This window comes from Microbulbifer maximicatervae (SeqCode), from assembly GCF_052468095.1.
Window position 1 is genome coordinate 3,338,315 of the sequence record NZ_CP174332.1, and the last position, 25,024, is coordinate 3,363,338.

Genomic DNA, 25,024 nt, shown 5'->3' on the forward strand with positions numbered 1-25,024 from the left:
CTGTCCATCAATTACAAATCGCCTTGCTCAATTAGATTAAGAAATACGTCGAGTTTGTCATGCCTGATACCCTAAAATTCCTTACAGCATTCAGTTTATCGGTTCTCCTTACAGCTTGTGGAGGAGGATCCGGCAGTAGTAATTCCAACGATGAGACTACTGAAACCGAAACAAGTACCGACGGCGGAGACAACAGTGGTTCTGATGATTCCGATAACGGGAATGACGATAGTGATGAAGAAACGGGGGGCTACACCTTTAACCCCAGCAATCCCCTAGCATCACTTATCGTAGGGACACAAGAGTATGCCAGTGGCACTCTCACCCTTGAGGATACCGATAGCAATAGCCCCACCTTTCAAGCCAGTAGTGTGGCTGGAAGCTATGGAGATTTCACTCTCTATGAAAGTGGAAACTGGGAATATCAATTAAACACCAATTCCCAGAATCTGAATGATGGTGATTCCGTAGAGGACACAATCTCTTTTCAGCTCACCGATGGTAGCACCCTCTCCGTAGTGTTCTCTATTCAAACCATCGAAGCCACTGAAAGCAGCATTGTCTTTATCTTTATGAACTTCTCAGATGCCTCTGTAGAAGATGATCTCAGTGTTACCCAAATTGCAAATATGGCTTTCAATGACACAGATTCTCTTGATAATGCCTACCATGAAAACTCTCTGGGACAATTAAAGTTCAGCCGCCATCTAAGCAGTGACACCTCACTAGATCAATACTGCTACGGTGAAAACAATGATGAGAGCACTTCTATAGACTGCTTTACCTACAACATTGCCGACAGCCAGAATGGTGGTGTACTGAGCATCGAAGATGCGGAATCTCGCTCGGGAAGTGAATATAACGATAGCGGCTATACATGGAGAGATAGGGCAACCAGCTGGATCGAAAGCAATTACCTAGACTCCAACAACCAACCTGTAGAGCTCAACGATTGGCGTCATCGGGTCTACATTTTCCCGGAAGCAGCGGCCAGTGCAGGACTGGTTGGCACAGGAGTCGCCTCTGTCGGAGGCCGCTGGAGCATGATAATTGCAGATAGTGATCAACTGATTATGGGCCATGAAATTGGGCACAATATTGGCCTGAGCCACGCCGGCAATGACGATAATAATGATGGGGATACCAACGATAGCGGTGAGAGTGAATATGGTAGTGACGGCTCCCTAATGGGCAATGCATGGCAATCACGACTCTTTGGAAGCGGTCATCGTGACTATATGGGCTGGTATGACTCATTCCCCGGATACACTGAAACTATTGAGGCGGTCGCAGGCAGCACCACTAGTATTGAGTTTCAAGCCATAGAACTTACTGCTGGTGAGCTTAGTAGCGATCTACCTCAACTCTTAAAGGCCGAAAGTATTGGTAGCAGGAATGGAGAAAACTACTATTACATCGAATACCACGTCGAGCACGACACCCTCAACCCCCGTCCACACCACGAAAATGCGGTAACAGTTCACTATCTTAGCGGCACCAGTAATAACAATGTTACCGCCAATCAGGTAGCCACACTGTCAACTACCGGGGACAGCTTTACTGACTCATCTGCTGGGATCACTATTGAATTCCTATCCACTGACAACAGCACCAACTCTGCAACTGTTTCTGTAACTTACGATGAATAATTTAATGGGGAGTAAGACCGCAATGAAAAATCTACCCTTAGCCCTACTTCTCGCCCTTTCCTCTTCAGCGATTGCCGAAGAGACCGTAACTGGCGTGTTAGAGGAAGAGATCTCCGAGAACTTTCAAACAGGAGAAGTGGATCACCGCTTCTCCGTAAAAGACGAAACTACCGGTGACTACTACTTTATCGACGCCAAAGAGGCAAAGAAGAAAGGTATGCAATCTGGTGAGCGAGTACGTATCCATGGAGAACGAGAAAACAAACGGCGTTTTCGTATACGTGAATCTCAACGCCTGGAGTTAAGACGAGAGGAGTAACGCCCTATCTAACTATAATTTTAACTCCTACCACACAAATTCCGCATAGATCAATTCGGGTGTACAGAACATTATCAGTGCACCCGATTAACACAACACCAATTAGCCTAACACCTGGCCACCTCAGACCTAGATACATTTTACTGGCCACATTATTAAAGTTAATTATTTAAGTCTTATAATATCGGCACATCTTTACCATTTAGGTAAGTTACAAACAGACCTATTCAACTTACGCCGATAGAAAACCCGAGCAGGCAAGCCACTCTAATATTCACAATACCACTCCCGCCGCCATTTCCAGCTGGGCATATAAGCGCTGCAATATATGTAGTAGAAACTAGCCTTTGGCGCCAAAAGCATCCATTGTAAAAGTTAACATTTTACAAAATTCTAAACATGAACAACTCACCCCTTGTAGATTTCATCTTACCGCACCGAGATTGCAGCAGATAGCTCATCCAAATACCTTTTAGCCAAATATAATACTAAAGGCACTTCAGTCTCTTTAATTTTAAATACTAATTACCGCGCTTAAGCAATTAACTCAGAAATAAAACCGACCAGAGCCTCAGGATGAGAAACAGTAAAATTAAAAAGCTCTTTATGGGTAGCATCCCACCTATTCTGTTAATTATTGGCTCCAATAGCCTTGCCAACGATAGCCGCACAGTACTAGTAGAAGCAGCGCAACCCTGGGAGCAAGCTATTAGAACAAAGTTATTTTGCTCTGTATCATCCCCTGCCCTACATCAAATATCTAGTCACTCAGATGCTGAACTTATAGAAATAAAGCCTGTTGGCTCCATTATCAAAGCTGGTGAACTAGTAGCAGCCCAGGATGACTTTTATCTCACCCAGCAAATGAAGATCATTCGCACCGATATTGAATTAACACAAAGCCAGCTTAACTATGCAGAAGAAGAACTAGGTAGACTGGAGAAACTTCGCTCCGCCGACATGGTTTCTCAGTCTCATTTAAATAACCTTAAGCTCAATGTGGACACCTATCAATTAACCAAGCAAAGACTCGTACAACAACTAAATACAGCTGAATATCGTTCTAAACGACTACTGCACTACGCAAAAACCGATAGTCAAGTTTTAAGCATAGAAGCTAATCCTGGAGAAAACCTCAACCCAGGACAAAGAATTATGCAGTTACTCCCACTAACTGAAAATCAAATTGAATGTAGTCTCCCTGAAGAACACATAAATAAAGAAAGTCTGCTAAGCAATAGCACCTTCAAAATTAAGGAGCAAGATATTGAGCTCAGAAATATCAGCCATATAGTAAACCCAGAAACACAGAACTTTAATCTCTACTTTAAAGTAAACAGACAAAAATTCAAATCCTTACTGGTTGGGCAGCGATTTGAAATAACTATGTTTACCCCTTTCGCGGGTCATAGCGAGCAAGAATACATTACTAGAATTCCTAGTGACGCCGTAATTCTTGAGAATGGGCGACAATATAAGGTTTGGACTCTAGACAACGACCAAAGAGCAGTTAGTACCAGGGTGCAAATAATAGATACTCTCGATAATTACTTTGTTGTACGTTCAAGTATTGCTCCTGGCGATCTTTTGATTGTACTGGGTTACGAAGGATTACAGCTCAATGAAGCCGTTACTCCTACAAAGAGGGAAAACACATGAAGTCCCTGGAGAAATACAGCTCAATTATCATCTGTTGTACCTTTACCCTAATAATAGCCGGGGTTATAGCCGGGATAAATTTACCAAACGCCCTACTCCCATCCATTAATCGTCCACAAATTGCACTCGCAACCTCCTGGCCAGGAAAGACCGCAGAAGAAATAGAACAAATACTAATTGCTCCACTAGAACAGGAACTCTCTAGCCTAAGCCACCTCAAAGAATTGCAAACCAATGTTAATAGTAGCTGGGCTTGGACCATAATTGACTTCCATTCGGAGGCAAATATGGAGAAAATGTATATTGAGGTACTGTCCAAAATCAACCAAGTACCCAATTGGCCAACACAAGTTCGCACACCGGATGTATTCAATTTTGCAAATGGTGCAGGGGCTACGCTTGGATCCTTTTTCCTATATTCTGAGAAGCCAGCTAGCGAACTTGAATTAATCGACGCGTTTATAAATCATGTAAAGCCAGCCTTTAGCAAAGTTCCTGGTGTACAGTCTATTGAAGAGGCCGGCACACCCACTGCCCAAAGGGTCGATATTGAGTTCGATCCGGAAAAGATGACTCGGTACTCTTTAACCATTAGTGAGATAACCGAAAATCTAAACAATTTAACGGATCGTTCGGGAGGAAATCTAAAAATTGGATCAAAAGATTATGCCCTTCATTTTAAGGGGCAGATCCCACTAGAGGAACTTTCAACGCTACCTATCGCAACACGAGAAAGCCAAATCATTCAACTCTCGGATATTGCTTCGGTAAAAGAGCGTGTAGCTTCAGATTGGTTATATTTTGCCCTTGAAGGCAATAGATCTCTATACTTCTACCTACGCCCTACCGAAAATGTCAATGTTCTAGAAACCATCACCCAGCTCAAATCAACAATAGAAGAACTAAATGACGGAGAGTTAAATCGACTGGGGATGAAGCTCGCCATAAGCCGGGATGACTCCACGGGTATTCGGAATTCCCTCAGCCTGGTATACGGAAGCCTCCTGCTGGGATCACTACTCGCCTGCCTGGTTATTTATTGGTTTTTACGTAACCCCAGAACTCTAACCCTAATATTTCTAAGTATCCCCATTTGTATCTCTTTGGTAGTTCTGGGAATGTATCTTGGAAATAGAAGTATGAACGTAGTTTCACTTGCAGGGATTGCACTTTCTATCGGGTTAATGGTCGATGCAGCAATTATTGTCGTAGAAAATATTCAAAGACTGCGCAAGCAGGGTATAAATATTCAGGAAAGTATCACGCGGGGAACCAAAGAAGTTTCGGGCCCATTAGTTTCATCTACAATATCCAGTGTTATCGTATTCCTGCCCATTATTGCCATGCAGTCAGCAACAGGGCAGCTTTTTCAGGACCTGGCCTTCACAATTTCAAGCGCATTATTAGCATCACTATTGTTTGCTCTACTAATACTACCCTCATTGGCCAGACACTTACTTGGAAAAGCAGCAATTGCTGAGGAGGGATCCAGCAGTATCAAAATCAATAAAGTGCTTGAATGGTGGGTGAAGCTTTCTATCCGTTCTGCAAACAACCCTAAGCTAGCTTCCACTGTGATTTTGTTAGGATTACCTGTCGCACTCATTGCTACTTCCTTTTCTAGCCCTGACATTGATGTCCTCCCAGACCCCAAACAAAATATGGTCTCTGTTTATATCAACTTTGAAAGTCCTTTATCCACAGAGACCATAAGAAATGAAATTGGGGAACGGGTCGTAAATAGAATCACAGCCAATAGAGAAGAAATAGAGAACCAAGTTTCAACCTATGGAATAATTTGCAACCCAAATAATTGCAATCTCTATCTATACACAAAAGGGGACTGGGATTTTGAAGAACTAAAGAGTTGGCTAAATGAAAAAGCTCTCTTTGGACTAATCGGGACTCGAATACATTTCAGACAAGGTGGTTTACTAAGGTTTGCCCTACCCAACAACCGTATTAGCCAGTTAGATATCAAAGGGGCAGAGCTATCTCGACTACAGATGGCCGGGAGTGAGCTGATGAGCCATTTACGCTTAGAGTTTCCAGAAGCACAAATTCAAGAGGGTAGCGCACTTCAAAATAGAGCGATTCGTATTGAATTTCAACCCAAGCTAGTACAATTAGCTCGTTTAGGTATTACGATATCGGAATTAAATCATCATCTGATGGCTTTAACCGACGGAATATATATTGGGCACTTCTATACGGGAACCAACACTCTTCCTTTTTACCTTAAAGCAAGAGAACCACAAAATCTTGAGACGCTCCTAAATACAGAGATACTGATTGACAGTCACGGCTTTATACCTCTACGTGAATTGACCGATGCCAAAATCACTCAAGCGCCAGCTAGTATACTTCGTGTCGGCCAGGAAGTGAGTGCATCAATAAGCTTAACTCCTCCCGAAGGCGTTGCTATGAAGTCTTTTGTCGAGGATGTTGATCAATCTGTGAAAGAGTTTTTATCAGCAAGTTCCTACAATGATCTTCATACACAGTTTAGAGGTAGCGCCAATGAACTCAACCTGTTCCTCAGTGAGTTTCTAAAGATTTTTGCAGCCGCTATTGCAGTATTGGCCTTATTATTGTATTTCGCCCAAAGGTCCGCAAAGTTAGCAGCAGCAGTACTCTGTGCTGTACCCTTATCATTCGCTGGCGGAATGATAAGCTTACAAGTTTTAAATCTATTTACTCCCCAAAGCCTGGATGTAATAACCATGATCGGCTTTGTAATCTTAATGGGACTGGTAGTTAATAATGCGATACTACTAGTCAACCAATTTCATAAGTCATTGCAAAACGGAGCCAATCAATTAGAGGCGATATATATGGCTGCCAGCTTGCGTGTCCGCCCCATTATGCTTACAACAATTACCTGTATCTTTGGCAATATCCCTTTAGTGCTTAACCCCGGAAGTAGCGCAGCTATCTATCGCGGTCTAGCTGCGGTTATTACCGGCGGAATGGTGTTTAGCGCCTTATTTGTCTTGGCATTTATGTCTGCTTTACTATCACAGAAGCTGTTTAGCTCTCATACGTCTGACACTACCCAAAAGAGTGAGTTGAAACTGCCGGAAGCCTCTACTGCGTGATATCTCTCATTTGACCTCAATTTATTCACGCCCAAACTGGAAGCATTATTTTTGTGCCAGAATGGGCGTTAATACCTACTCCGAAAAGTACTTTGCGACGCAGTGCGCCACTTATTCAAGTGACTTTATTTGCTATAGTTTTATAGGATGTAGTTAACCAACATGGAGAGCAAAGGTTTAATTACCACTTATAAATTGGTAAGGAATCAAGGATGAAGTCTCTAATATATTTACTTTTGAGTATCCCATTTACACTGCCACTTATCAGCGATGCCGCTTGGACAGAGAAGGCGCAAATTTACTACTTAAAAGTACACTCGAATGGTGTAGATGTCAGACTTAGAGGATTTGTCAATCCAGAGACAGAGGTGAGCTGCGTGAGCAAGAACACCTTTTTTCTTATCAATGACGACTCTGCCATATACAACACCAAAGTATCTTTTCTGCTTTCCGCATATATGTCCCAGAAAACTGTAAAGTTCAGTTACTACGGATGTGAAGATGACAGGATTCGCTTAGGCTCAATCCGGTTTCATGATGAGTAGCCAAATCTCATATGATTGACTGGCCCTTTATAATTTGGGCCAGTCAATTCTTATCAATATCAATCTAGAAAACATCCGGATCATCTATCAAACTTGCATTTTCCAACCCATAGTACTCGATCACCCAAGCATAACTCTGGTATATCTCATAACGAGTCGGATAGGCCCGCCCCACTTCATCCCAGCGTTTCCGCGCATTGGAATAGCTGGAACCTTTGATAACTCCTGACAACTCGAACTCATCACCATTATGGGGATTCATGACCGTTGTGGTATAGGGAACTTCAACCTCGCTATTTTCCACCATCATCCGCGCCATCATCAATCCATAGGCGGGTACATTAGATGGCATGGCATCTTTAACAGTTTCCTGGTTGCTTTTGGTCGATGTTTCCCCAACGGTCGTTGAAACACTAAAAGTCTCAGAAAAACTGAATGTAATGGAGCCACTATTTTCAACAGCGCCGGGAACACCGACCTTGTAACCCTCGGTCAAGCTAACTCCAGCAGTAACCGAAATACCCATAGTGTTAGTCCAGGTATCTGTTTCACTCTTCCCGTCGGTATACCAGACTTCTGTACTGTCGTTTTGGGCAATACTGCCAGAGTTTTCAAGTAATCTCTCACCAAAGAATGTCCTGGTATTGTTGGGGGTTTCCACAATCTGATCCCAGTGAATCTCTACGCCAGATTCCACCAATTCCAAACGATCCGCAACGCAAGGGTAAATACTCCAAACTTTACTATCACTCGCAGTACCAGCAAATCCAACTACTGACCGGGTTCCAATACTTAGATGGTATTCCTCCCACTTATACCAGCCATTATTACCTCCAAAGGTAATATCACGGGTTGAGTTATCAGCCATGTCTTTCAAGTAGACTCGAATCCTGGAAATATTGCCATCGCGCTTTTTATAGAAGCGCCAACCCTGAATATATTCGGTAGCACCAAGCAACTTTCGATACCCGGAGATTGTGGTTTTGCCAACCTCCTCATCTCCTGCATATAAGTATTCGAGTTTTAACCCTTTGATTCTCTCATCACCGCTAAAACTGGTTATAGCGGTGATCTTGTCTCCAGGGATTCGGGTGGTAACATAGCTATCACACATATCGAAATCGCTACCATTCCCACTCTTACCATACTGAAATATTGTATCGTACCTTAGGGTCCCACCATTATCTGATGTATTAAAGTACTGATCCAAAATATTTTCTGTTGCACTAATCTGCACAGAAGCCAATAAACCTAACATCGCTGTGACGAAATACTTCATAGTCAACACCTTCTTTATAAGATTATTCTTTTAAACGGATACAACTATCTGAGTACAACCTTTTGTCAACTTCGTCCGTGTCCAACCCTCCTGTATTGCCTTTATTGTTTAAGTTTTCCATCCTGTGGGGTGAAAAATAGAAGTAATCTGACTTCGCGCTACCAGAACGAACCCACCACCAACGCAGTAACCACAAGCAGTAGCACAGATAGAACTCGATAGTTCTGCCATAATGGCTGTGCTTTTAGGGATACGGTCTCAGTGTCAAAATCGCTTTTAGACCAAGTGAAAGACTTGGCTTCTTCGCTAATCTCAGTAGGATAAAGCAGGCTGGCAATCACCAATACCAGTGAACAGAAGACAAATAAAATTGGAGCAATATAGAGGAAATGTAAGCTTGTCCAGTCGAAGACTTCATTGACAAAAAAGAGGCCAGCACCGCCCAAGGTACCTAACAGCAAAGTAGCCATAGCTCCCCTGGAGTTAGCACCACGCCAAAAGAATCCGATCAGGAAAAGTGCCAGTACAGGGGGAACTGCATAGGAAAGCACCTTCTGCAGATACTGGAATAAGGAACCAAAACTCTCAATTTGTGGTGCCCAAAGTACGGCAAGTATCATAAAGATAAAGGTGACCAGCTGACCTACACGCATTAACTGGTGCTGGTTTAGGCCTGGAAAAAACTTCCGCACAAAGTCCATGGTCACCAGCGTGGAAGCTGAATTAAGCGTGGAATCAATTTGCGACATTAGTGCAGCAACAAAACCGGCCAACACTAGCCCCAGGATACCGACAGGCAACAGCTCAAATAGCAGAGTGGGATAAACCATATCTGCGCGCTCTAGTTCCGGGAAAATAACAATCGCCATAGTGCCAGGCAGAACCATGATAAACAGCACGGGAAGTTTGAGCAGACCGGCAAATAAGGCTCCCCAGCGGCCGTGATTGACATCTTTCGCACTGAGTACCCTTTGCACCATAAATTGGTTAGTACACCAGAAATAAAATCCCAGCAGGGTGACTCCCGTAATTAGCCCCAACCAGGGCACACTCGAATCACCTATGGGCCGTATCAGACTCAATTGTTCCGCCGAGACCTGGGATACAACATTTTCCCAACCTCCTGCGCGACCCAGGGCAAAAATACTGATCAGGATTGAACCAAATATCAGCAGTAGCGCCTGAATGGTGTCGGTATAAATAACGGCCGCCAAACCTCCACAGATGGTGTAGATACCCGCGATCACCGCCAAAATTGAAATCGTGGTCCAAATTGGTAATTCAGGAAATATCAACTTCATTACCAGGGCCCCTGCATAGAGGCTACCTGCAGTATCAACCACAATATTCAGGAAAATAGTCAATCCCGAAAAATAAGTGCGCGCGGTGCTGTTAAAGCGACGCTCAAGCATTTCCGGCATCGTGTAAATGCGCGAGCGAAGAATTGTGGGCAGATAGAAAACGGCAAAGAAAACCAGGATAACCGCCGCCATCCACTCATAGTTGAAGACCGCTATGCCAGTGCTGTAAGCATCTCCGGCCAAGCCGATCAAAGTGGTACTCGATATATTGGAAGCGAACAGGGATAAGCCAATCAAGGGCCATACCATTTTCCTCCCAGCCAGGAAGTAGTCCTCTGCAGTATCGTGGCGGCGACTTAGGAAGAGCCCAAGGGCGATGGTGAAAACAAAATAGACGACCAGAATGGTCGCATCGACTGGGTGAAGACCAAAATCGACCGGCATAACTTCCTCGTTCACTGCTAGCAGCGTATTTTTAGAATGATTTGCTTGAACTTGGCCAAAAATTAAATCACAGTGATTTAATTAAGTAAAGCTAAGCTTCAATAAACAAAAAAAGCTTTATTAATCAACAGGTTATATAAACTCGGATCTTAGTACCAACGAAGTCAATAGACTAAGCAAAGGCTTTAAAGTTACACTTTTAACAATAGAACCGGACAATCAGTGGCCGGATCAGATCACGTTTCATCTCAGGGGGCACGGATGGGTAAAGGTAGCAATTCCAGTGGTTTACGCCGTTATAACGAGCGAGTGGTGCTTACGACCCTGCGGAAGACTGGCGCAGCCTCCAAGTCCGACCTAGCGCGCCAAACTGACCTCACCGCTCAGGCGGTTACCCGGATTGTCGATGATTTGGAAAGCGCAGGGCTGGTAATGCGAGAGGGGCGCCGACTGGGCGGCAAAGGCCAACCCTCGATTATGTACGTTATTAACCCTACTGGTGCTTACTCTGTCGGTATCAAGGTGGGACGGCGCAATATCGAGCTGCTACTAATGGATTTTGGTGGCACAGTACTAAAGAAGATTTGCCACGAGTTTGAATTCCCGGAGCCCGAATTTTTATTGGCAAAAATTGAATCGGGCCTCCAGGCACTTACTGATACCCTACCCGCTAAAGACAGAGGGAAACTAGTGGGCGTTGGTATCGCTATGCCCTGGTTTATCGGCGCCTGGACTGAAGAGCTCAATATGAGCGAGGAACTAGCGGCCCAGTGGAAAGAAATTAATTTTGCTGAAGAAGTTGCTCAGCGCACACATCTGCCGGTCTTCTTCGAGAACGACTGTTCAGCTGCTGCTGTTGCCGAATTGCAGTTTGGCAATGGCCAAGACATATCCAATTTTCTCTACGTTTATATCGGGACCTTTATCGGTGGAGGCCTGGTATTAAATGGCAGCCTGGAAACCGGCGTCCATGGCAATGCGGGCAACCTGGTTTCCCTGCCAGTGCCCCCCTCAAAACTTAGCAGTACCCCTGAAAATCAAGGGGCATTTGAGCTACTCCTCAATCGCGCTTCACTATTTGGGCTGCGCAGACATTTACGAGAGTGCGGCATCGAAATTACCAGCACTTCCGAACTTGAAACGGTAATGGACCAGGCCCGCCCTCAGATCCAGGAGTGGCTGGACGACTGTGCAGATGCGCTGGTTTATGCATTTCTATCGGCAAACAGCGTACTGGACCTGGAGGCTATTATTGTCGATGCGCATTTACCCCGCTTTTTATTAGACGAACTGGTCGAAATGATTTCTCGCAGGATAAAGCAGGTGGCGCCTTCAGGCGTATTTGCGCCCAAAATTGTCAGTGGAAAAATTGGAGTCGATGCCATCGCCACAGGCGGTGCGATTTTGCCTTTTTACTCAATTTTTGCACCGGATAAAACAGTTCTATTAAAGGGCGGCATACCTGGAAGAATATCTACCTGATTGCGCCTTAATTGGAACCCCAGAAAAGCATAAAAATAACTCTGGGCTCCTTAAGAATAATCAAAGCAATAACTCACCGGCAAATTTCCAATCAGCACTAATGAGGTAAATATCATGGCATTTAATCTCGATAATAAATGGGTATGGGATTTTTGGTTCGCGCAGGACGGCGACCAGTACCATGTATTTTACCTTCAAGCCGATAAATCACTGGGCGATCCTGAGCTGCGCCATTGGAATGTATCTGTCGGTCATGCCGTTTCTACGGACCTTATTCATTGGACTACGCTCCAGGATGCACTGAAACCCTCACCTCGAACTGCAACCGCCAACGAGGAAGCTGCAGACTCTTACACTACCTGGACCGGCTGTGTACACAGAGAAGGCGATACCTGGTATATGTTTTATACCGGTACTAAATATTCGGAGAAAGGCCTGATTCAGCGGGTCTGCCTGGCAACTTCCAAGGACTTATTACACTGGGAAAAACACCCCAACAACCCCCTGGTGGAATTAGATCCCAATTTCTACGATGGCCTGAACCTTGAATATTGGCACGATGCATCCTGGCGTGACCCATGGATCGTTAAGGACCCCTCGCAGAATCTCTACCATATGTATCTCACTGCGCGCTGTAACCAGGGCAGCCCAGATGGGCGTGGCGCAGTTGGCTATGCCAGTTCAACAGACTTAATTCACTGGAAAGTAGGACAACCGGTACTGGCTCCCGGCTGGTATGGTGAAATGGAAGTACCGCAAATTGAATATATCCATGGCCGCTACTACTTATTCTGCTCAGTATCGACAAAGTTCCACAGCGCTGCCCATCGACAATCCATGCAGGGTACACCACTGACTGGCACAAAATATTTTGTCGCCGATGATTTGAATGGCCCATACGAAGTACTTGGAGATGGCTTTATCGGCGCAGACCAGCAGGGATCACTCTATTCTGGCCGGGTCATTCAGGGGCCGGACCAACATTGGTATCTGCTGGCTTTTAATCGGGACGATGCCGAGGGCAACTTTATCGGCGGTATCTGCGACCCCAAGCGCATCGAGTTTATGGACGATGGACAACTGGAATTGGCCAAAGACTAGTAGGCAGGAATCGCAAAAAAATCCTTAGGTAGATGCTCACCGGAAGCATCTACTGCCCCGTATCCCCTTCTCTCGCAACCAGTGTTACTTAGAAAGACAAGCAGCGCTGTCACCAAAAGCAAAGATAGATACCGCAAAAATCACTACTTCTCTTTGGTCTACTTATTTATTTGCTAATTCCAATGCGTAAATTCCGCAAATTTTCGTATTGCCTTTATTAAATCACAGTGATTTAATAAATGTGTTCGCGGGGAGAGGTCCCACCCATGCGGTAACAGGAAGAGAGTCTCGAGTCCGCAGAGAACGGGCCGTGAAAAATCTAATAACCATAAGAGATGATTGAGGAGAGCACCGTGATTGCAGAGGGCTTCCAAGCAGGTTCAGAGACACAGAAACACTTTAAACCACACTCCATAGCCCTGGCAGTTGCCATGGCCTCCAGCGTAGCGGTACCGGCAACAGCTGAGGAAATGCCGGAAATTGAAGAGGTGATGGTTACCGCAACCGCCCGACCGGCTACCAAGATGGAATCCAGCGTATCCGTTAGTGCACTGGACACTGAGGAAATGGCGAAGTACGCCCCGCGCTCTACCGCAGAGCTGTTCCGCAGCTTACCCGGTATTCGGGCGGAATCCTCCGGTGGGGGCGGCAATGCAAATATCACCGTTAGAGGTATTCCCCTGGCAACTGGCGGCTCCAAATATATGCAAATCCAGGAAGACGGATTGCCTGTATTAGAATACGGCGATATTAATTTCGGTAACACTGACAACTTTGTTCGCACCGACTCCTCTCTCGCACGTATAGAAAGCGTACGCGGCGGCTCTGCCTCCACCTTTGCCAGTAATTCACCTGGCGGTGTGATCAATATGATCAGCAATACCGGCGAAGAAGAAGGTGGTAATGTAGGACTTTCGTTTGGTACGGACTACGATGAATCCCGCCTGGACTTTGGCTATGGCCACCACTTGAATGACACTTTGCGATTCTATGTCGGCGGATTTTTAAGAGAGGGAGAAGGCATCCGCGAGACCGGCTTTGATGGGGATTCCGGCGGCCAACTCAAGGCCAACCTCACCAAAGAGTTTGATAACGGTTATGTCCGCCTCTATTACAAACATCTCGATGACCGGGTAACAACTTATCTTCCTGGCCCTGTAACCTATAAGGGCGATGGTGAATTCGGCACGGTTGCCAACTTCGATGCCAGCAGCCAAACCCTGCATTCCGATAATTATCGATACATTTCCACTTTTGATGCCTACGGCAATCCGGTAACCCGCGACTTATCCGACGGTATCGAATCTCTGGTGGAAGCCTATGGCTTTGAAACCAAATTCGAATTTAATGATGGCTGGACTGTTACCGACAAATTCAGAATTTCTGATGTTAGCGGCAGCTTTATTTCCCCCTTTACCGATACTTTCGGCGATTACGGACCACAATCCACACAGGATATGGCTGATACCATTTGTGCAAATGCCGTAGGCAGTAGCGGAGAGGCCATAGACTGTAGCGCCGGCACAACGGTGGCTTATGCCAATGGTGAAGAGGCCGAAGGCCTCGCCTATGTCGACCTGCTCTTTGATACAGAAATACACGATTTGGGTCTGATAGTTAACGACTTTAAAGTCGATAAATTAATTGGCGATAATATTGTTGTTTCCGGTGGGTTCTATTACTCCAACCAAAATATCAAAACCAGCTGGAATAGTTGGAATGCCCTAGTTCAAACTGTTGACGGCAGCAATTCTGAAAACCTCACCATAACTGCCAATGCCAACGGAGATGTACTGGTAGATGATGGGGTCTGGTCTGCAAGCTTTCTTTCCTGGGCCTGGGACCTGGAATATGAAACTTATGCACCCTATATGAATGTGGCGATCGACATCGGCGACTTTACCTTCGATGTCAGTGCCCGCCACGATATGGTCAATGCCAAAGGCTCCCTGGTTTCCAGCTGCTGCGGTGGTGATACAGACTACGATCTGAATGGCGATGGTATTATCAGCGATGTGGAGAGTGCTAGCGCTTCCGATGCCTTTGGATTCACCGGCGGCGTTATCACAATGGCCAATGGATCCACCCAGCTCGTTGACTACGATGCAGACAACACCTCTTTCTCTCTCGGTGGAAATTATATTCTCAACGACAACATGGCTATTTTTGCCCGCTACAGCGAGGGCGGTCGAGCAATTGCCGATCGGCTTCTACAAATTAGCGGCGCCCTCAACAGTGACGGAAGCCTAACTGACACCACCGATGGCTTCGACTCTGTGGACCAGCTGGAAATTGGATACAAACTCTCAACCGGCGATCTGGATTTCTTTGCAACTTACTTCAATACGGTCACTGAAGAGACCAATGCAGAAATCACTAGCGGCTTAACGTTTGTACGCGAGTATGAAGCCCAAGGAATCGAGCTGGAAGCAGCCTACAGTTATGGAGACTTTTCCGTAAATGGAAACCTCACCTGGACCGACGCCGAAATTTCAAAAGATGCCAACGACAGTTCTGTCGTAGGTAATACGCCGCGCCGTCAAGCTGATTTCATTTACACGATTACACCGCAATATAACTTTGGCGATGACTTTACATTTGGTGCAAGCCTCCAAGGGTCTACAGAATATTTTGTTTCTGACTCCAACCAGTTGAAACAGGAAGGTTATGTCCTGGTCAATCTGTTTGGTTCTTATTACCTGACAGAAGACCTTACCGTTTCCTTTAATGTAAACAACCTCACCGATGAATTTGTTGTTACCGAAGTTGAAGAGTCTTACGCAGAAGTTGGAGACATAGTACGCGGACGGGCTATCAGTGGCCGCTCCACCAGCGTCAGTTTCAATTACGCTTTTTGATCGTTGTTCTTCCCTACTCTAGTAAGTGGTTTGCAGTTCTGCCCATAGCTTTGCAAACCCCGAGCGTCTGGCCCCCACCGGCGCTCGGTTTTTTTCTTTCAGAAACAATATAACCAGCTATAAACTATCAGTAGTGTAATTTCGGAAACCATCAACTGATAATACGAATAACTTATGTAACCCGGGGAGCGGATTAGGATGGAAATGCAAGGCAATGCGGTAGATACCTTGCTCGGCGGAATTGAAGCCGGTGGTACCAAATTTAACTGTGTGGTAGCTGCTGGGATTAATGACATCCGTGAGCGAGCCAGCTTCCCAACCACCGATCCAGAACATACGCTATCCAAGGTCGCTCAGTTTTTTCACGAAAGCAGTCAGCGCCACGGCACTGTTTCTGCGCTGGGCATAGCCAGCTTTGGCCCGGTAAACCTGGACCCAGAATCCGCCTACTATGGCTATATCACCCAAACACCTAAAGCTGGCTGGTCCAATACCAATATGGCTGGCTACTTCAGCCAAGCCCTGTCGGTACCAGTTGCTTTCGATACAGATGTTAATGGCGCCGCCCTTGGAGAGCACCTCTGCGGCGCCGCTACAGATGTAAAGAATTTTGTCTACGTAACCATCGGTACCGGTATCGGCGCCGGCATTATGATCGACGGGCAGCTGATCAATGGATCTATGCACCCAGAAATTGGGCATATGTTGATGCCTAGAGACAGCCAAAAGGATTCTTTTAAAGGCAACTGCCCATTTCATAACAACTGCCTTGAAGGACTGGCCTCAGGTCCTGCGATAGAGGAGCGTTGGGGACTGCGTGGCCAACACCTGGAACAACACCACCCGGCCTGGGACCTGGAGGCGGAGTATCTGGCCACTATGTGTGTCAACCTTACCAGCTGCTATTCACCACAGCGGATCATACTGGGGGGTGGAGTGATGATACAGGCGCACCTATTCAACCGTGTAAGACAAAAATTCCTAGCCTTAGCCGGTGGTTACTTTCCCCAAGTCTCAGAAAGTAATATTGAACGGTATATCGTTGCACCAAAACTAGTGGGAAGATCCGGTGAAGTCGGCTCCCTACGGATGGCCCAGCACCTATATAACACTAAAAACGTCATTGCCTGAACCAGGGAGGGGAAATCCCCTTCCTGCCATCCTCTTTTCAGTGGACGTGGTTCCCACGCGCAATATCCCTATTTCTGTGATCACGACCAATTCTTGGGCAAAAACTTGCTATGCAGAGTGATTCCTGCGGCAGTAACCCCCTCCCCAGCTAGCGATTCCCTTTATCTATCTGTTAGGCTTCCATATAGATACCTCTAGTAAGCAGGGCGATAACAGGTAAGTTTCAGCGCCCCTCAGGGATAGCAATGAAAATAATTAGATTATTAGTGATAGGTATTCTTAGTGCCTGTTGCCAGCTGGCAGTGGCCGGCAGTGCCGAACCCACAACTTTCACCCGCCCGGGGATACTGTCCTACAACTTTTACTCTGATTTACTAGAGCGTGAGTACCTTATTGACATAATGCTACCTCTCTCGTACACGCCGGAAAACACCGATCGCTATCCAGTCATTTATATGACCGATGGCTTTCTGCATTTCCCTATGACAGCCCCTAACCTTCTTCAGGAACAGGTTCCCGATGAGTTTGGCAATGTCAAAATGCCCCCTGTAATTCTGGTAGGTATCTCCCACGCTTTTGACAGCCCGAATTTCGCCCAGCGAGTAATGGATTTCACCCCCGTACCTGGTGTGATCAAAGGTGCTGAACTAGGTGGAGGCGCCGATCACTTTCTTGAGTTTATCGAAGAGGAACTCAAACCCTTTATCAATAATAATTTTAAAGGTAACGAAGAAGACGAAACCCTAGTGGGCCATTCCCTGGGTGGGCTTCTGGCTCTCCATGCTCTTTTTAACCACACCAATAGCTTTGACCGATATATCATTGGAAGCCCCAGTATTTGGTGGGCCGATAAGCAAATTTTAGATAGTGAATTGGCCTATGCAGAACGCAATGCCGATTTAGGAAAAAGTGTGTATTTATTTATTGGTGGTGAGGAGACTTGCAGTGAAATCGACTCAGTTTGCGCAGTAAAAGACTTCTCTCAACTAGTAAAAAGACTTAAGTCCCGTAACTACAATAGCCTTACCCTAAGAAAACGTGTATTTGATAACGAGAATCACGGTAGTGTTGTTAATCCAGGTTATGATCGAGGGATAGAAAAGGTCTTTAAGGCTAGGGTACTACCTAGAAAATATTCTTTCTAGAACTTTTTATTAAATTCAGAAATAGCAACCACTTTAAAAGTAAAGTTTTTCTGGCATGTTCCCCTCCCTTCGCAGTTCTCGATCGCGCTCAAAATAAAAGATGAAAAAACTATAAATAGTATTCACCTGCATATTACCCACCTTAACATACGCAGAGGTCACATCCGATAATGATAATAAGCTTAACATTAATTTGACGGAACTGACCGGACTGGCAATTGGATTCAGTGTGCCACTATAAATCAAGGGCTAGACAAATTGAAGGCATACCTTACTTTTATCAAAGTCAGGAAAAATAATCTAATACCTTACCAACAATTTCAAGATCTTGATAACCTTTAGGATCAATCTCTTTACGAAGCACCCTTTCTATATAGTCGGTGTCACCTAGCAAGCCACGGACAACACAATAGCAAATGCATCGATGGCCACGAGTCATCTCCGGTATACTTTGATATAGAGATTCCTTAGAGCTTAAAGCAAATTGTTTGTTAAGGTACTCCTGCCCAGTCTCAATAATGTTATCAAGCCCCCTCATCACCTCCTCTACCGCTTCTTCTTGCGAGCCAAAATCCTTAACATATACTCTAGGGTAATAATTCTTCTTTGAGCAGGATTCATCAATAAATGAAGAATCAATAGGATAAGTAAATGTTGGCACCTTACCCCGAGGTAATCCAGTTAATTCAGATACTATATCCTCTACCTCCCGAAGATAAATGCCAGCTTTTGGCTGTATTAAAACTGACGCCGGAGGACTAGAAAAAGTCCAGAAAGGTACGATAAGAAAGTCACAAAATTTAGCTGGTCGAGACTTATATCTCCTAGCTAAAAATTTCCAACCTGGGTAATCGGCCTCCAATACTTTAGCAGCCTTAAGTACTTCTGTTTTAAATGTCATATTTAGTCAAACGGAAAATCTAACAGTCTTACTTCATAAACTCATGCAGGGTTATCATCCCCTCCCAGGAATGTTTCATCAGCGTTAGCGCGACAAATCAGAAGCTACACCAGAAGCACTCCTCAATTGCGCACTATACAACACTTTCTGATCTCCAGTAAGAATGACGCCACTTATTTCACCTCAACAATCCTTTCAACATTATCAAAGGGGCAATAACGCTTTATTCACCAGTTTTCAGGAAGTGTTACTATCAGCTGAAAACAAGACTTTATAACTCTTAGAAGAATATAAACCCTAATAGAATGGAAGTGGGGAAAACCCCACCCCAGAGTTAGATGTTACCCAAACGGCGCAAATGCTCTTCATGAGTCTTACGCATATTAATAACATAAGTGCGACTTAACCGATCATGCAATAATTTGTTAACCAGGAAGAAGTTGATAATCCATGCAAAAAGCCCAAATGCACTAGTGAAAGCAAAGCTCACAGTTCTCCAAAGCCCTCGCAAGTATCCAATCCGCCCAAATTTTTGACTGGTTACTCGATAGCCCATTATATACTTGCCAGGTGTTGCCTGAAGTTTGGAACACTCAAACAACCAAGCAAATAACAGGTAGGCTCCAAAACAAAAAGGTATGACTTTTGCGGCTGCTACAGCTTCCGGCAACCCAAAGAGCTTCATCATTGCCGCAGTTGCAAGAGAGCCTATGGCCATATAAGTCATAACCAAGTCTAAAAAGAATGCAACGCCTCTAGGCACAACATCACCAAAAAAGTACTTTTCATAGTGCTCTTCAAATTCAGTCTCACTTTGTGCCTCTACCTTGCCTCCACCACGAAGCCCTTGCAAAGGATCAATACGGGACTCATGGATTTCCAAACTATTAAATATGCTATTGCACAACTTCTCGTCGAGCGCTTGGTAAAGATAAGACGAATTCCCTCGCCAATCGAACAACTGATCACAGTACTGCAGGATGTTCGGCGTTACTTGTGGGCGAAACTTTGCGGATTTCCCCCCCTCTACTGCATTTTGATTAAATTGGGCAAAGCGCTCAAATACAGAAAGACCTAAATTCCAATTATACTCCTCATCCAGCATATAGGGACTCTTGGTGAGAAAGTCCCAACTCCTCTCCAGGCTCATTTCCAAGTGATTATTGAGCATCTCATCAACTTGCTTAAGCACCCGCCGAAATTCTTCGATACGCAAATCTCTATCCGGGTCTTGCGCTTCCCGAGATTCACTTGGCTGCGTATCAGGGGATACACCTTCGCTCTGTTCCAAGGGGTCAGAAACGCCCTCTTGCTTCGCTGGGTGTTCTTCAGCTGCGAGCGGAGTTAACACTTCATCAGTGGAAGGCCGCACTTCTGTTTCCTGCGCCCCTTCTAATACAGCTACCCTTTCACTGTTAACCTTCTCATGGCTTGTACTTCCTGCCTGCCCTAGTGAAGGAGTTTCCAAGGAGGCTTCCGCATGCCCGGCAGTCTCCTCTTGCAATTGCTCAGCCAGTTTCAATGCTTGCTTATAAGCCGCATGAAGTGCCTGGAATTCTTCCGGCTTTTCATCTGGGCGGGTTTGCTTTAGTTTTTTTGCATAAGCGCGCTTAATCGCCCGAGCATCAGTGATGGGGTTAATTTCAAGAATGGCCCAGGGATTCATCAAATCCAGTCCTCACCATCCAAGCGATCCAGAATTTCACTAACCTCAGTTCGAGCCTTAATAATTTCTGTAGGGTTTTGCCTTTCTAGGACGCTATCAAAGGATGACAGTAATTTGGCAATATACTCACGCTGCTCGCCAAGACTGGATTCATACAAGCGCTCACCACGAGCAATGATTGCCTGGTTTTTTTCATCTTCACGGGGGTGGAATTTCAGTTTTGCCAGTTTTTGCAGGGCTTCAGCCTTTTGTACATCGGTGAGAGCTCCCGGCGTAAACTCGATTAACTTGTTGAAGGTTTTACCCGTGGAGACCACGGTCACATCCACTTCCAAAAGCCCATTCATATCGTAGGTGTAGCGAATATCTGCCGCTTCTTCCCCTTTAGGCTTTTTCGGCACAGGAACTGTCATCTCACCCAGGTACACATTTTTAGATACCAGGCGATTCTCTCCTTGGTATACGTCTACACAAAGTTGGGTTTGATCATCCCGAGCAGTCCACACTCGCCTTACAACACTGACTGGCACAACCGTGTTGCGCTCGATAATAGGCATAAAGTAGGCACCGAGCTGCGGATTATCTTCATTAATAACACCAGTTCCCAGGGTATAAGGACATACATCAGTCAGGACAATATCATCCAGTGCTGAGTTCTTTTCTTTTAAGCCAGCCTGAATAGCCGCCCCCATCGCAACGACAGTGTCCGGGTCCAAATGACAAGATGGCAGACGGCCAAACATTCGACCAACCATTGAACGAAACTGGGCCATGCGCGTAGAACCGCCAACCAATACCACTTCATCAATTTTCTGTGGGGGCAAATCTGCATCGCGCATTGCCCGCTCAATTGGCCGTTTCGCTCTTAACAACAGGGGGGTGCTGAGTTTTTCAAACCACTCTGGGGTCACCTGGAACTGCAGGGAGCGCCCATCAAGTTGTAATTCAAGTTTTTGCTCAGGCTGCTGGCTAACTCGACGTTTGGCGCTTTCCATTTGCATATATAAGTTTTGCAAATCGCGAGGGCTTAAGGCTTCTTTCTTAATATCAAACTCAGCCAGGACATCATCGATCATTGCCTCAACGAAATCCTCTCCACCGAGGAAGTTATCTCCGGCACTGGCATGGACTTCCATAATGCCATCGAAAAACTCCAGGATGGAAACATCAAAGGTGCCACCCCCAAGATCTAAAATAAGGAAGTTTCCTTCGCGCTTATCGTGTAAACCGTAAGCAATGGCAGCCGAAGTTGGCTCGTTAATAAGGCGCTCTACTTTTAATCCCGCAAGCTCTCCTGCCAACTTGGTGGCATGGCGCTGATTATCATTAAAATAAGCCGGGACACTGATTACCGCCTCGGTTACCTCTTCACCAAGAAAAGTTTCTGCATCTTCTTTGAGCGCACGTAAAATTAATGAGGAGAGTTCTGTTGCACTAAATTTCTGTTTCCCCAGGGAAACTTTGTGGTCAGTGCCCATTAAACGCTTAAACGCAGCCACAGTGGTACTACTGTGATTAATAAGACGTTCTTTAGCCGTTTTGCCGACTAGCAATATGCCAGAATCATCAAGCCCCACAACTGACGGGGTCAAAATTTCACCCAAACGATTGGGAATTAGTTTTACCCCGTCATCAGTCAGTACCCCGCAAGCACTATTAGTGGTTCCCAAGTCGATACCAATAATGGCCATATTTCCCCTACCTACCCTTGGATTCGAATTGCAAAAACGATCGAATCTATAAAATTTTTAAGACAATAGTTTTAGCTATATTTATGGCGCAATATTCTAAGCGGCCTTGACCACAAATTGCCAGATAAGACACCGCTATAAAACAATATCAGGGGACAGGTACTCACAAAGTGAGGCGTGATTAAGCGGTTAGCTGTGGCCCAAAGGGCTGGGCCACGAAAAGATAAATATAATAATTAGGGGGCGCGACGTTCTATATTCCAGTTTTCATTTTCTTCACGGCGATAAATAAAACGATCGTGCAATCTATTTTCACCCCCCTGCCAAAACTCAACAGCATTGGGCACCACACAGTAACCGCCCCAAAATTCTGGCAACGGAATTGTTTTACCGGCAAAGCGAGCCTTCTCTTTATCAAACTGCTGCTCCAGTTCCTCCCTGGACGAAAGCGGCCGGCTCTGATGCGAAGCCCACGCGGCCAATTGGCTGTCCAGGGGGCGCGACTGGAAATAGGCCTCTGCCTGCTCGCGGGAAACAGGTTCCACCTTCCCATAAACAATCACCTGCCGCTCGAGACGGCACCAGGGAAACAACAGCGACACCTGAGGGTTAACGGCCATATCCCGGGCCTTGTCACTCTGTAAATTGGTATAGAAAACGAAACCCTTCTCATCGAAGCCTTTCAGCAAAACAATCCGCTGCGAGGGGTGCCCGTCCGCGTTAGTGGTGGCAAGACACATGGCGCTGGCATCAACTAGTTCTGCTTCAACAGCTTCTGCAAGCCACTTGCGAAACTGCTCCACGGGGGTCGGCTTCAATTCAGAGCGCCTTAAACCACCCATTTGGTATTCCCGACGCCATTGATCGATTTCCATGGTGATACTTCCTCGGTTGTTCTAGCTCAAAGTTTATTCAGCGAAGTGCCGGAAGGCTATTGTGCGGCAGCCACCTCGTCAAATTCCGCAAAATCTACTGACAGGTAAAGTAACCCAAGCGTACAAAGTTTCCTGCCGCAGTGCCGGGTGAATCTCAATTTTCCTGCGATATTGCCTGTGAAGGTGCAGACTCTGCGGGTGCTTGCACGGCTTTTGGTGGGCCGCTAGGCTCACTGCATTTTTACACGAATAAGGAAAATGGTGCTTATGTCCTCTGCGCCCACATGCGCCCAGGTGCTGATGCGCCTGCTGCGCGAATACCAGGTAGAAAAAGTTTTCGGGATTCCCGGCGTACATACCATTGAACTGTATCGCGGCCTGCCCGGTAGCGACTTGATGCATATCACGCCAAGGCATGAGCAGGGCGCCGCCTTTATGGCAGACGGTTATGCCCGCGCCAGCGGCAAGCCCGGTGTCTGTTTCCTGATCACTGGGCCGGGGCTGACCAACGCAGCCACTGCGATGGCGCAAGCTTACTCAGATTCAATTCCCATGCTGGTTATTTCCGCCGTCAATCGCCGGGAAGACCTTGGCATGGGCCGTGGGCGCCTGCATGAGCTACCCCGCCAAAGCGATGCCAGTCGAGGCTTTTGTATCTGGCAGCACACCCTGACTCAGGCAGAACAATTACCGGAAGTGATGGCACGGGCATTCCAGCTGTTGCAGTCCAGCCGCCCCGGCCCTGTCCATATCGAAATCCCTATCGATTTATTCCCGGCGCCTATGTCCGGCAATCTGGACGATTACCGCGCGGCTGCCAGTGCCATGGTACCGGCAGCCAACGCGACAGCTATCGCGACTGCTTCCCAGTGGCTGCAAGCTGCCGAGCGCCCGGTGATTCTCCTGGGCGGTGGCGCGCAATCTGCTGGAGAAGCGGCAACACAGGTATCAGAAAAAATTGCAGCTCCAGTCTTCCTGTCTCTGGCGGCCAAAGGCGTTGTCGATGAAAGGCATCCTCTGTGTGGCGGAGCCAATCTCAGTTTCGACTGCGTGCGTGAGCGAGTAGAAGCTGCCGATGTGGTCTTGGCCGTTGGCACAGAGCTTTCGGAAACCGATCGCAATCTGGTGAAAGAGGATTACGCTTTCTCCGGCAAACTGATCCGCATCGACATTGATCCGGCTCAACTGGTTTGTAACGCCCAGCCGGACCTGGCCATCTGCGCGGATGCAGCAGAAAGCCTTCAGCAATTAAGCGAAGCCCTGGTTCAGTGCGAAGAGAGCTCAAAACAGCGCGCAGAAGGGGAAGTTTCACAATTAATCGGTAACTGCCGCAAAGAGTGGTGGGAAGGTTCTGAGGAGCGCTTCCCTTGGGTTGAAGCTCTGCGCGAAGCGCTGCCCGATGAGGGAATTCTGGTTACCGACTCCACACAACTGGCCTATAACACTAACCACGCCTTGCCGCTGTACCACCCTCGCAGCCATATTACCTGCACTACCGGTTACGGCACGCTGGGCTTTGCCCTGCCCGCCTCGATCGGGGCCAAGTTATCCAGCGAGCGGGATGTAGTTGCCTTGATCGGCGATGGCGGCCTGATGTTTACTCTCGGTGAGCTGGCCGTTGCAGTAGAGCAGCAACTGCCCCTGCCAATACTGGTTTGGAATAACAGCGGGTATGGAGAGATTCGCGACTTTATGGATGCCGCAGAAGTACCTCAAGAAGGTGTTAATCTTCGCACTCCGGATTTTGTCGCACTGGCAAAATCTTTTGGCGCTGAAGGTTGTCGCATCGACAAACCACAGCAATTAGCTACGGCAGTCGCAGAAGCCCTGCAACGCAAAACACCAACAATTATCGAAATCACCGCCCCTTGAACTGGCGC

General features: G+C 46.4%; 17 protein-coding genes. 11 read left to right on the plus strand and 6 right to left on the minus strand.

The features are described from left to right. Positions 1-59 precede the first annotated feature (59 nt). From ACJJIL_RS14520 to ACJJIL_RS14540, 5 genes are all read left to right on the plus strand, one after another. Complete coding sequence (locus ACJJIL_RS14520) at positions 60-1,649, plus strand: VCBS domain-containing protein (protein ID WP_445360027.1); 1,590 nt, start codon at positions 60-62, stop codon at positions 1,647-1,649. 22 nt (positions 1,650-1,671) lie between these two features. Next, positions 1,672-1,968, plus strand: a complete 297-nt coding sequence (locus tag ACJJIL_RS14525) for a hypothetical protein (RefSeq protein WP_444905875.1) — start codon at positions 1,672-1,674, stop codon at positions 1,966-1,968. Positions 1,969-2,544: 576 nt separating this feature from the next. After that, a complete protein-coding gene (locus tag ACJJIL_RS14530; protein WP_444916009.1) occupies positions 2,545-3,627 on the plus strand; it encodes an efflux RND transporter periplasmic adaptor subunit in 1,083 nt (360 codons plus the stop codon). Further along, positions 3,624-6,725, plus strand: coding sequence for an efflux RND transporter permease subunit (locus ACJJIL_RS14535; protein ID WP_445360028.1), 3,102 nt, complete (start codon positions 3,624-3,626; stop codon positions 6,723-6,725). The genes ACJJIL_RS14530 and ACJJIL_RS14535 overlap by 4 nt, the downstream gene beginning before the upstream one ends. Positions 6,726-6,937: 212 nt before the next feature. Beyond that, positions 6,938-7,270, plus strand: coding sequence for a hypothetical protein (locus ACJJIL_RS14540; RefSeq protein WP_444905878.1), 333 nt, complete (start codon positions 6,938-6,940; stop codon positions 7,268-7,270). A gap of 64 nt (positions 7,271-7,334) precedes the next feature. Here the strand turns inward: ACJJIL_RS14540 and ACJJIL_RS14545 are convergent, their stop codons facing one another. Together ACJJIL_RS14545 and ACJJIL_RS14550 are read right to left on the minus strand one after the other, a co-directional pair. Next, positions 7,335-8,549, minus strand: a complete 1,215-nt coding sequence (locus tag ACJJIL_RS14545; RefSeq protein ID WP_444905879.1) for a hypothetical protein — start codon at positions 8,547-8,549, stop codon at positions 7,335-7,337. Between the two features lie 158 nt (positions 8,550-8,707). After that, positions 8,708-10,309 (minus strand): sodium:solute symporter, encoded by a 1,602-nt coding sequence (locus ACJJIL_RS14550; RefSeq protein ID WP_444916007.1) that lies wholly within the window; start codon positions 10,307-10,309, stop codon positions 8,708-8,710. A gap of 246 nt (positions 10,310-10,555) precedes the next feature. Between ACJJIL_RS14550 and ACJJIL_RS14555 the strand changes: the two genes are divergently transcribed. From ACJJIL_RS14555 to ACJJIL_RS14575, 5 genes are all read left to right on the plus strand, one after another. Further along, positions 10,556-11,776: an ROK family transcriptional regulator gene (locus ACJJIL_RS14555; RefSeq protein ID WP_444912554.1), complete on the plus strand. Its 1,221-nt coding sequence runs from the start codon at positions 10,556-10,558 to the stop codon at positions 11,774-11,776. 114 nt (positions 11,777-11,890) lie between these two features. Beyond that, a complete protein-coding gene (locus ACJJIL_RS14560) occupies positions 11,891-12,877 on the plus strand; it encodes a glycoside hydrolase family protein (RefSeq protein ID WP_444957187.1) in 987 nt (328 codons plus the stop codon). Positions 12,878-13,230: 353 nt separating this feature from the next. Further along, positions 13,231-15,735, plus strand: a complete 2,505-nt coding sequence (locus ACJJIL_RS14565; protein WP_445360029.1) for a TonB-dependent receptor — start codon at positions 13,231-13,233, stop codon at positions 15,733-15,735. Positions 15,736-15,933: 198 nt separating this feature from the next. After that, positions 15,934-16,866 (plus strand): ROK family protein, encoded by a 933-nt coding sequence (locus ACJJIL_RS14570; RefSeq protein WP_444912552.1) that lies wholly within the window; start codon positions 15,934-15,936, stop codon positions 16,864-16,866. Between the two features lie 245 nt (positions 16,867-17,111). Further along, positions 17,112-18,011: an alpha/beta hydrolase gene (locus ACJJIL_RS14575; RefSeq protein WP_445360030.1), complete on the plus strand. Its 900-nt coding sequence runs from the start codon at positions 17,112-17,114 to the stop codon at positions 18,009-18,011. Between the two features lie 286 nt (positions 18,012-18,297). On the opposite strand, the gene ACJJIL_RS14580 is transcribed toward ACJJIL_RS14575, so the two are convergent. From ACJJIL_RS14580 to pdxH, 4 genes are all read right to left on the minus strand, one after another. Continuing rightward, positions 18,298-18,912 carry a hypothetical protein gene (locus ACJJIL_RS14580; RefSeq protein ID WP_413665017.1) on the minus strand — a complete coding sequence of 205 codons (615 nt, stop codon included), beginning with the start codon at positions 18,910-18,912 and terminating at the stop codon, positions 18,298-18,300. A gap of 334 nt (positions 18,913-19,246) precedes the next feature. Then, positions 19,247-20,578, minus strand: a complete 1,332-nt coding sequence (locus ACJJIL_RS14585; RefSeq protein WP_445360031.1) for an RDD family protein — start codon at positions 20,576-20,578, stop codon at positions 19,247-19,249. Then, positions 20,578-22,269 carry an Hsp70 family protein gene (locus ACJJIL_RS14590; RefSeq protein ID WP_445360032.1) on the minus strand — a complete coding sequence of 564 codons (1,692 nt, stop codon included), beginning with the start codon at positions 22,267-22,269 and terminating at the stop codon, positions 20,578-20,580. The genes ACJJIL_RS14585 and ACJJIL_RS14590 overlap by 1 nt, the downstream gene beginning before the upstream one ends. A gap of 236 nt (positions 22,270-22,505) precedes the next feature. Further along, a complete protein-coding gene (gene pdxH, locus ACJJIL_RS14595) occupies positions 22,506-23,144 on the minus strand; it encodes a pyridoxamine 5'-phosphate oxidase (RefSeq protein WP_445360033.1) in 639 nt (212 codons plus the stop codon). Between the two features lie 267 nt (positions 23,145-23,411). Here pdxH and ACJJIL_RS14600 point away from each other — a divergent pair, with 267 nt between their 5' ends. Next, positions 23,412-25,016 carry a 5-guanidino-2-oxopentanoate decarboxylase gene (locus ACJJIL_RS14600; RefSeq protein WP_445360034.1) on the plus strand — a complete coding sequence of 535 codons (1,605 nt, stop codon included), beginning with the start codon at positions 23,412-23,414 and terminating at the stop codon, positions 25,014-25,016. Positions 25,017-25,024 lie beyond the last annotated feature (8 nt).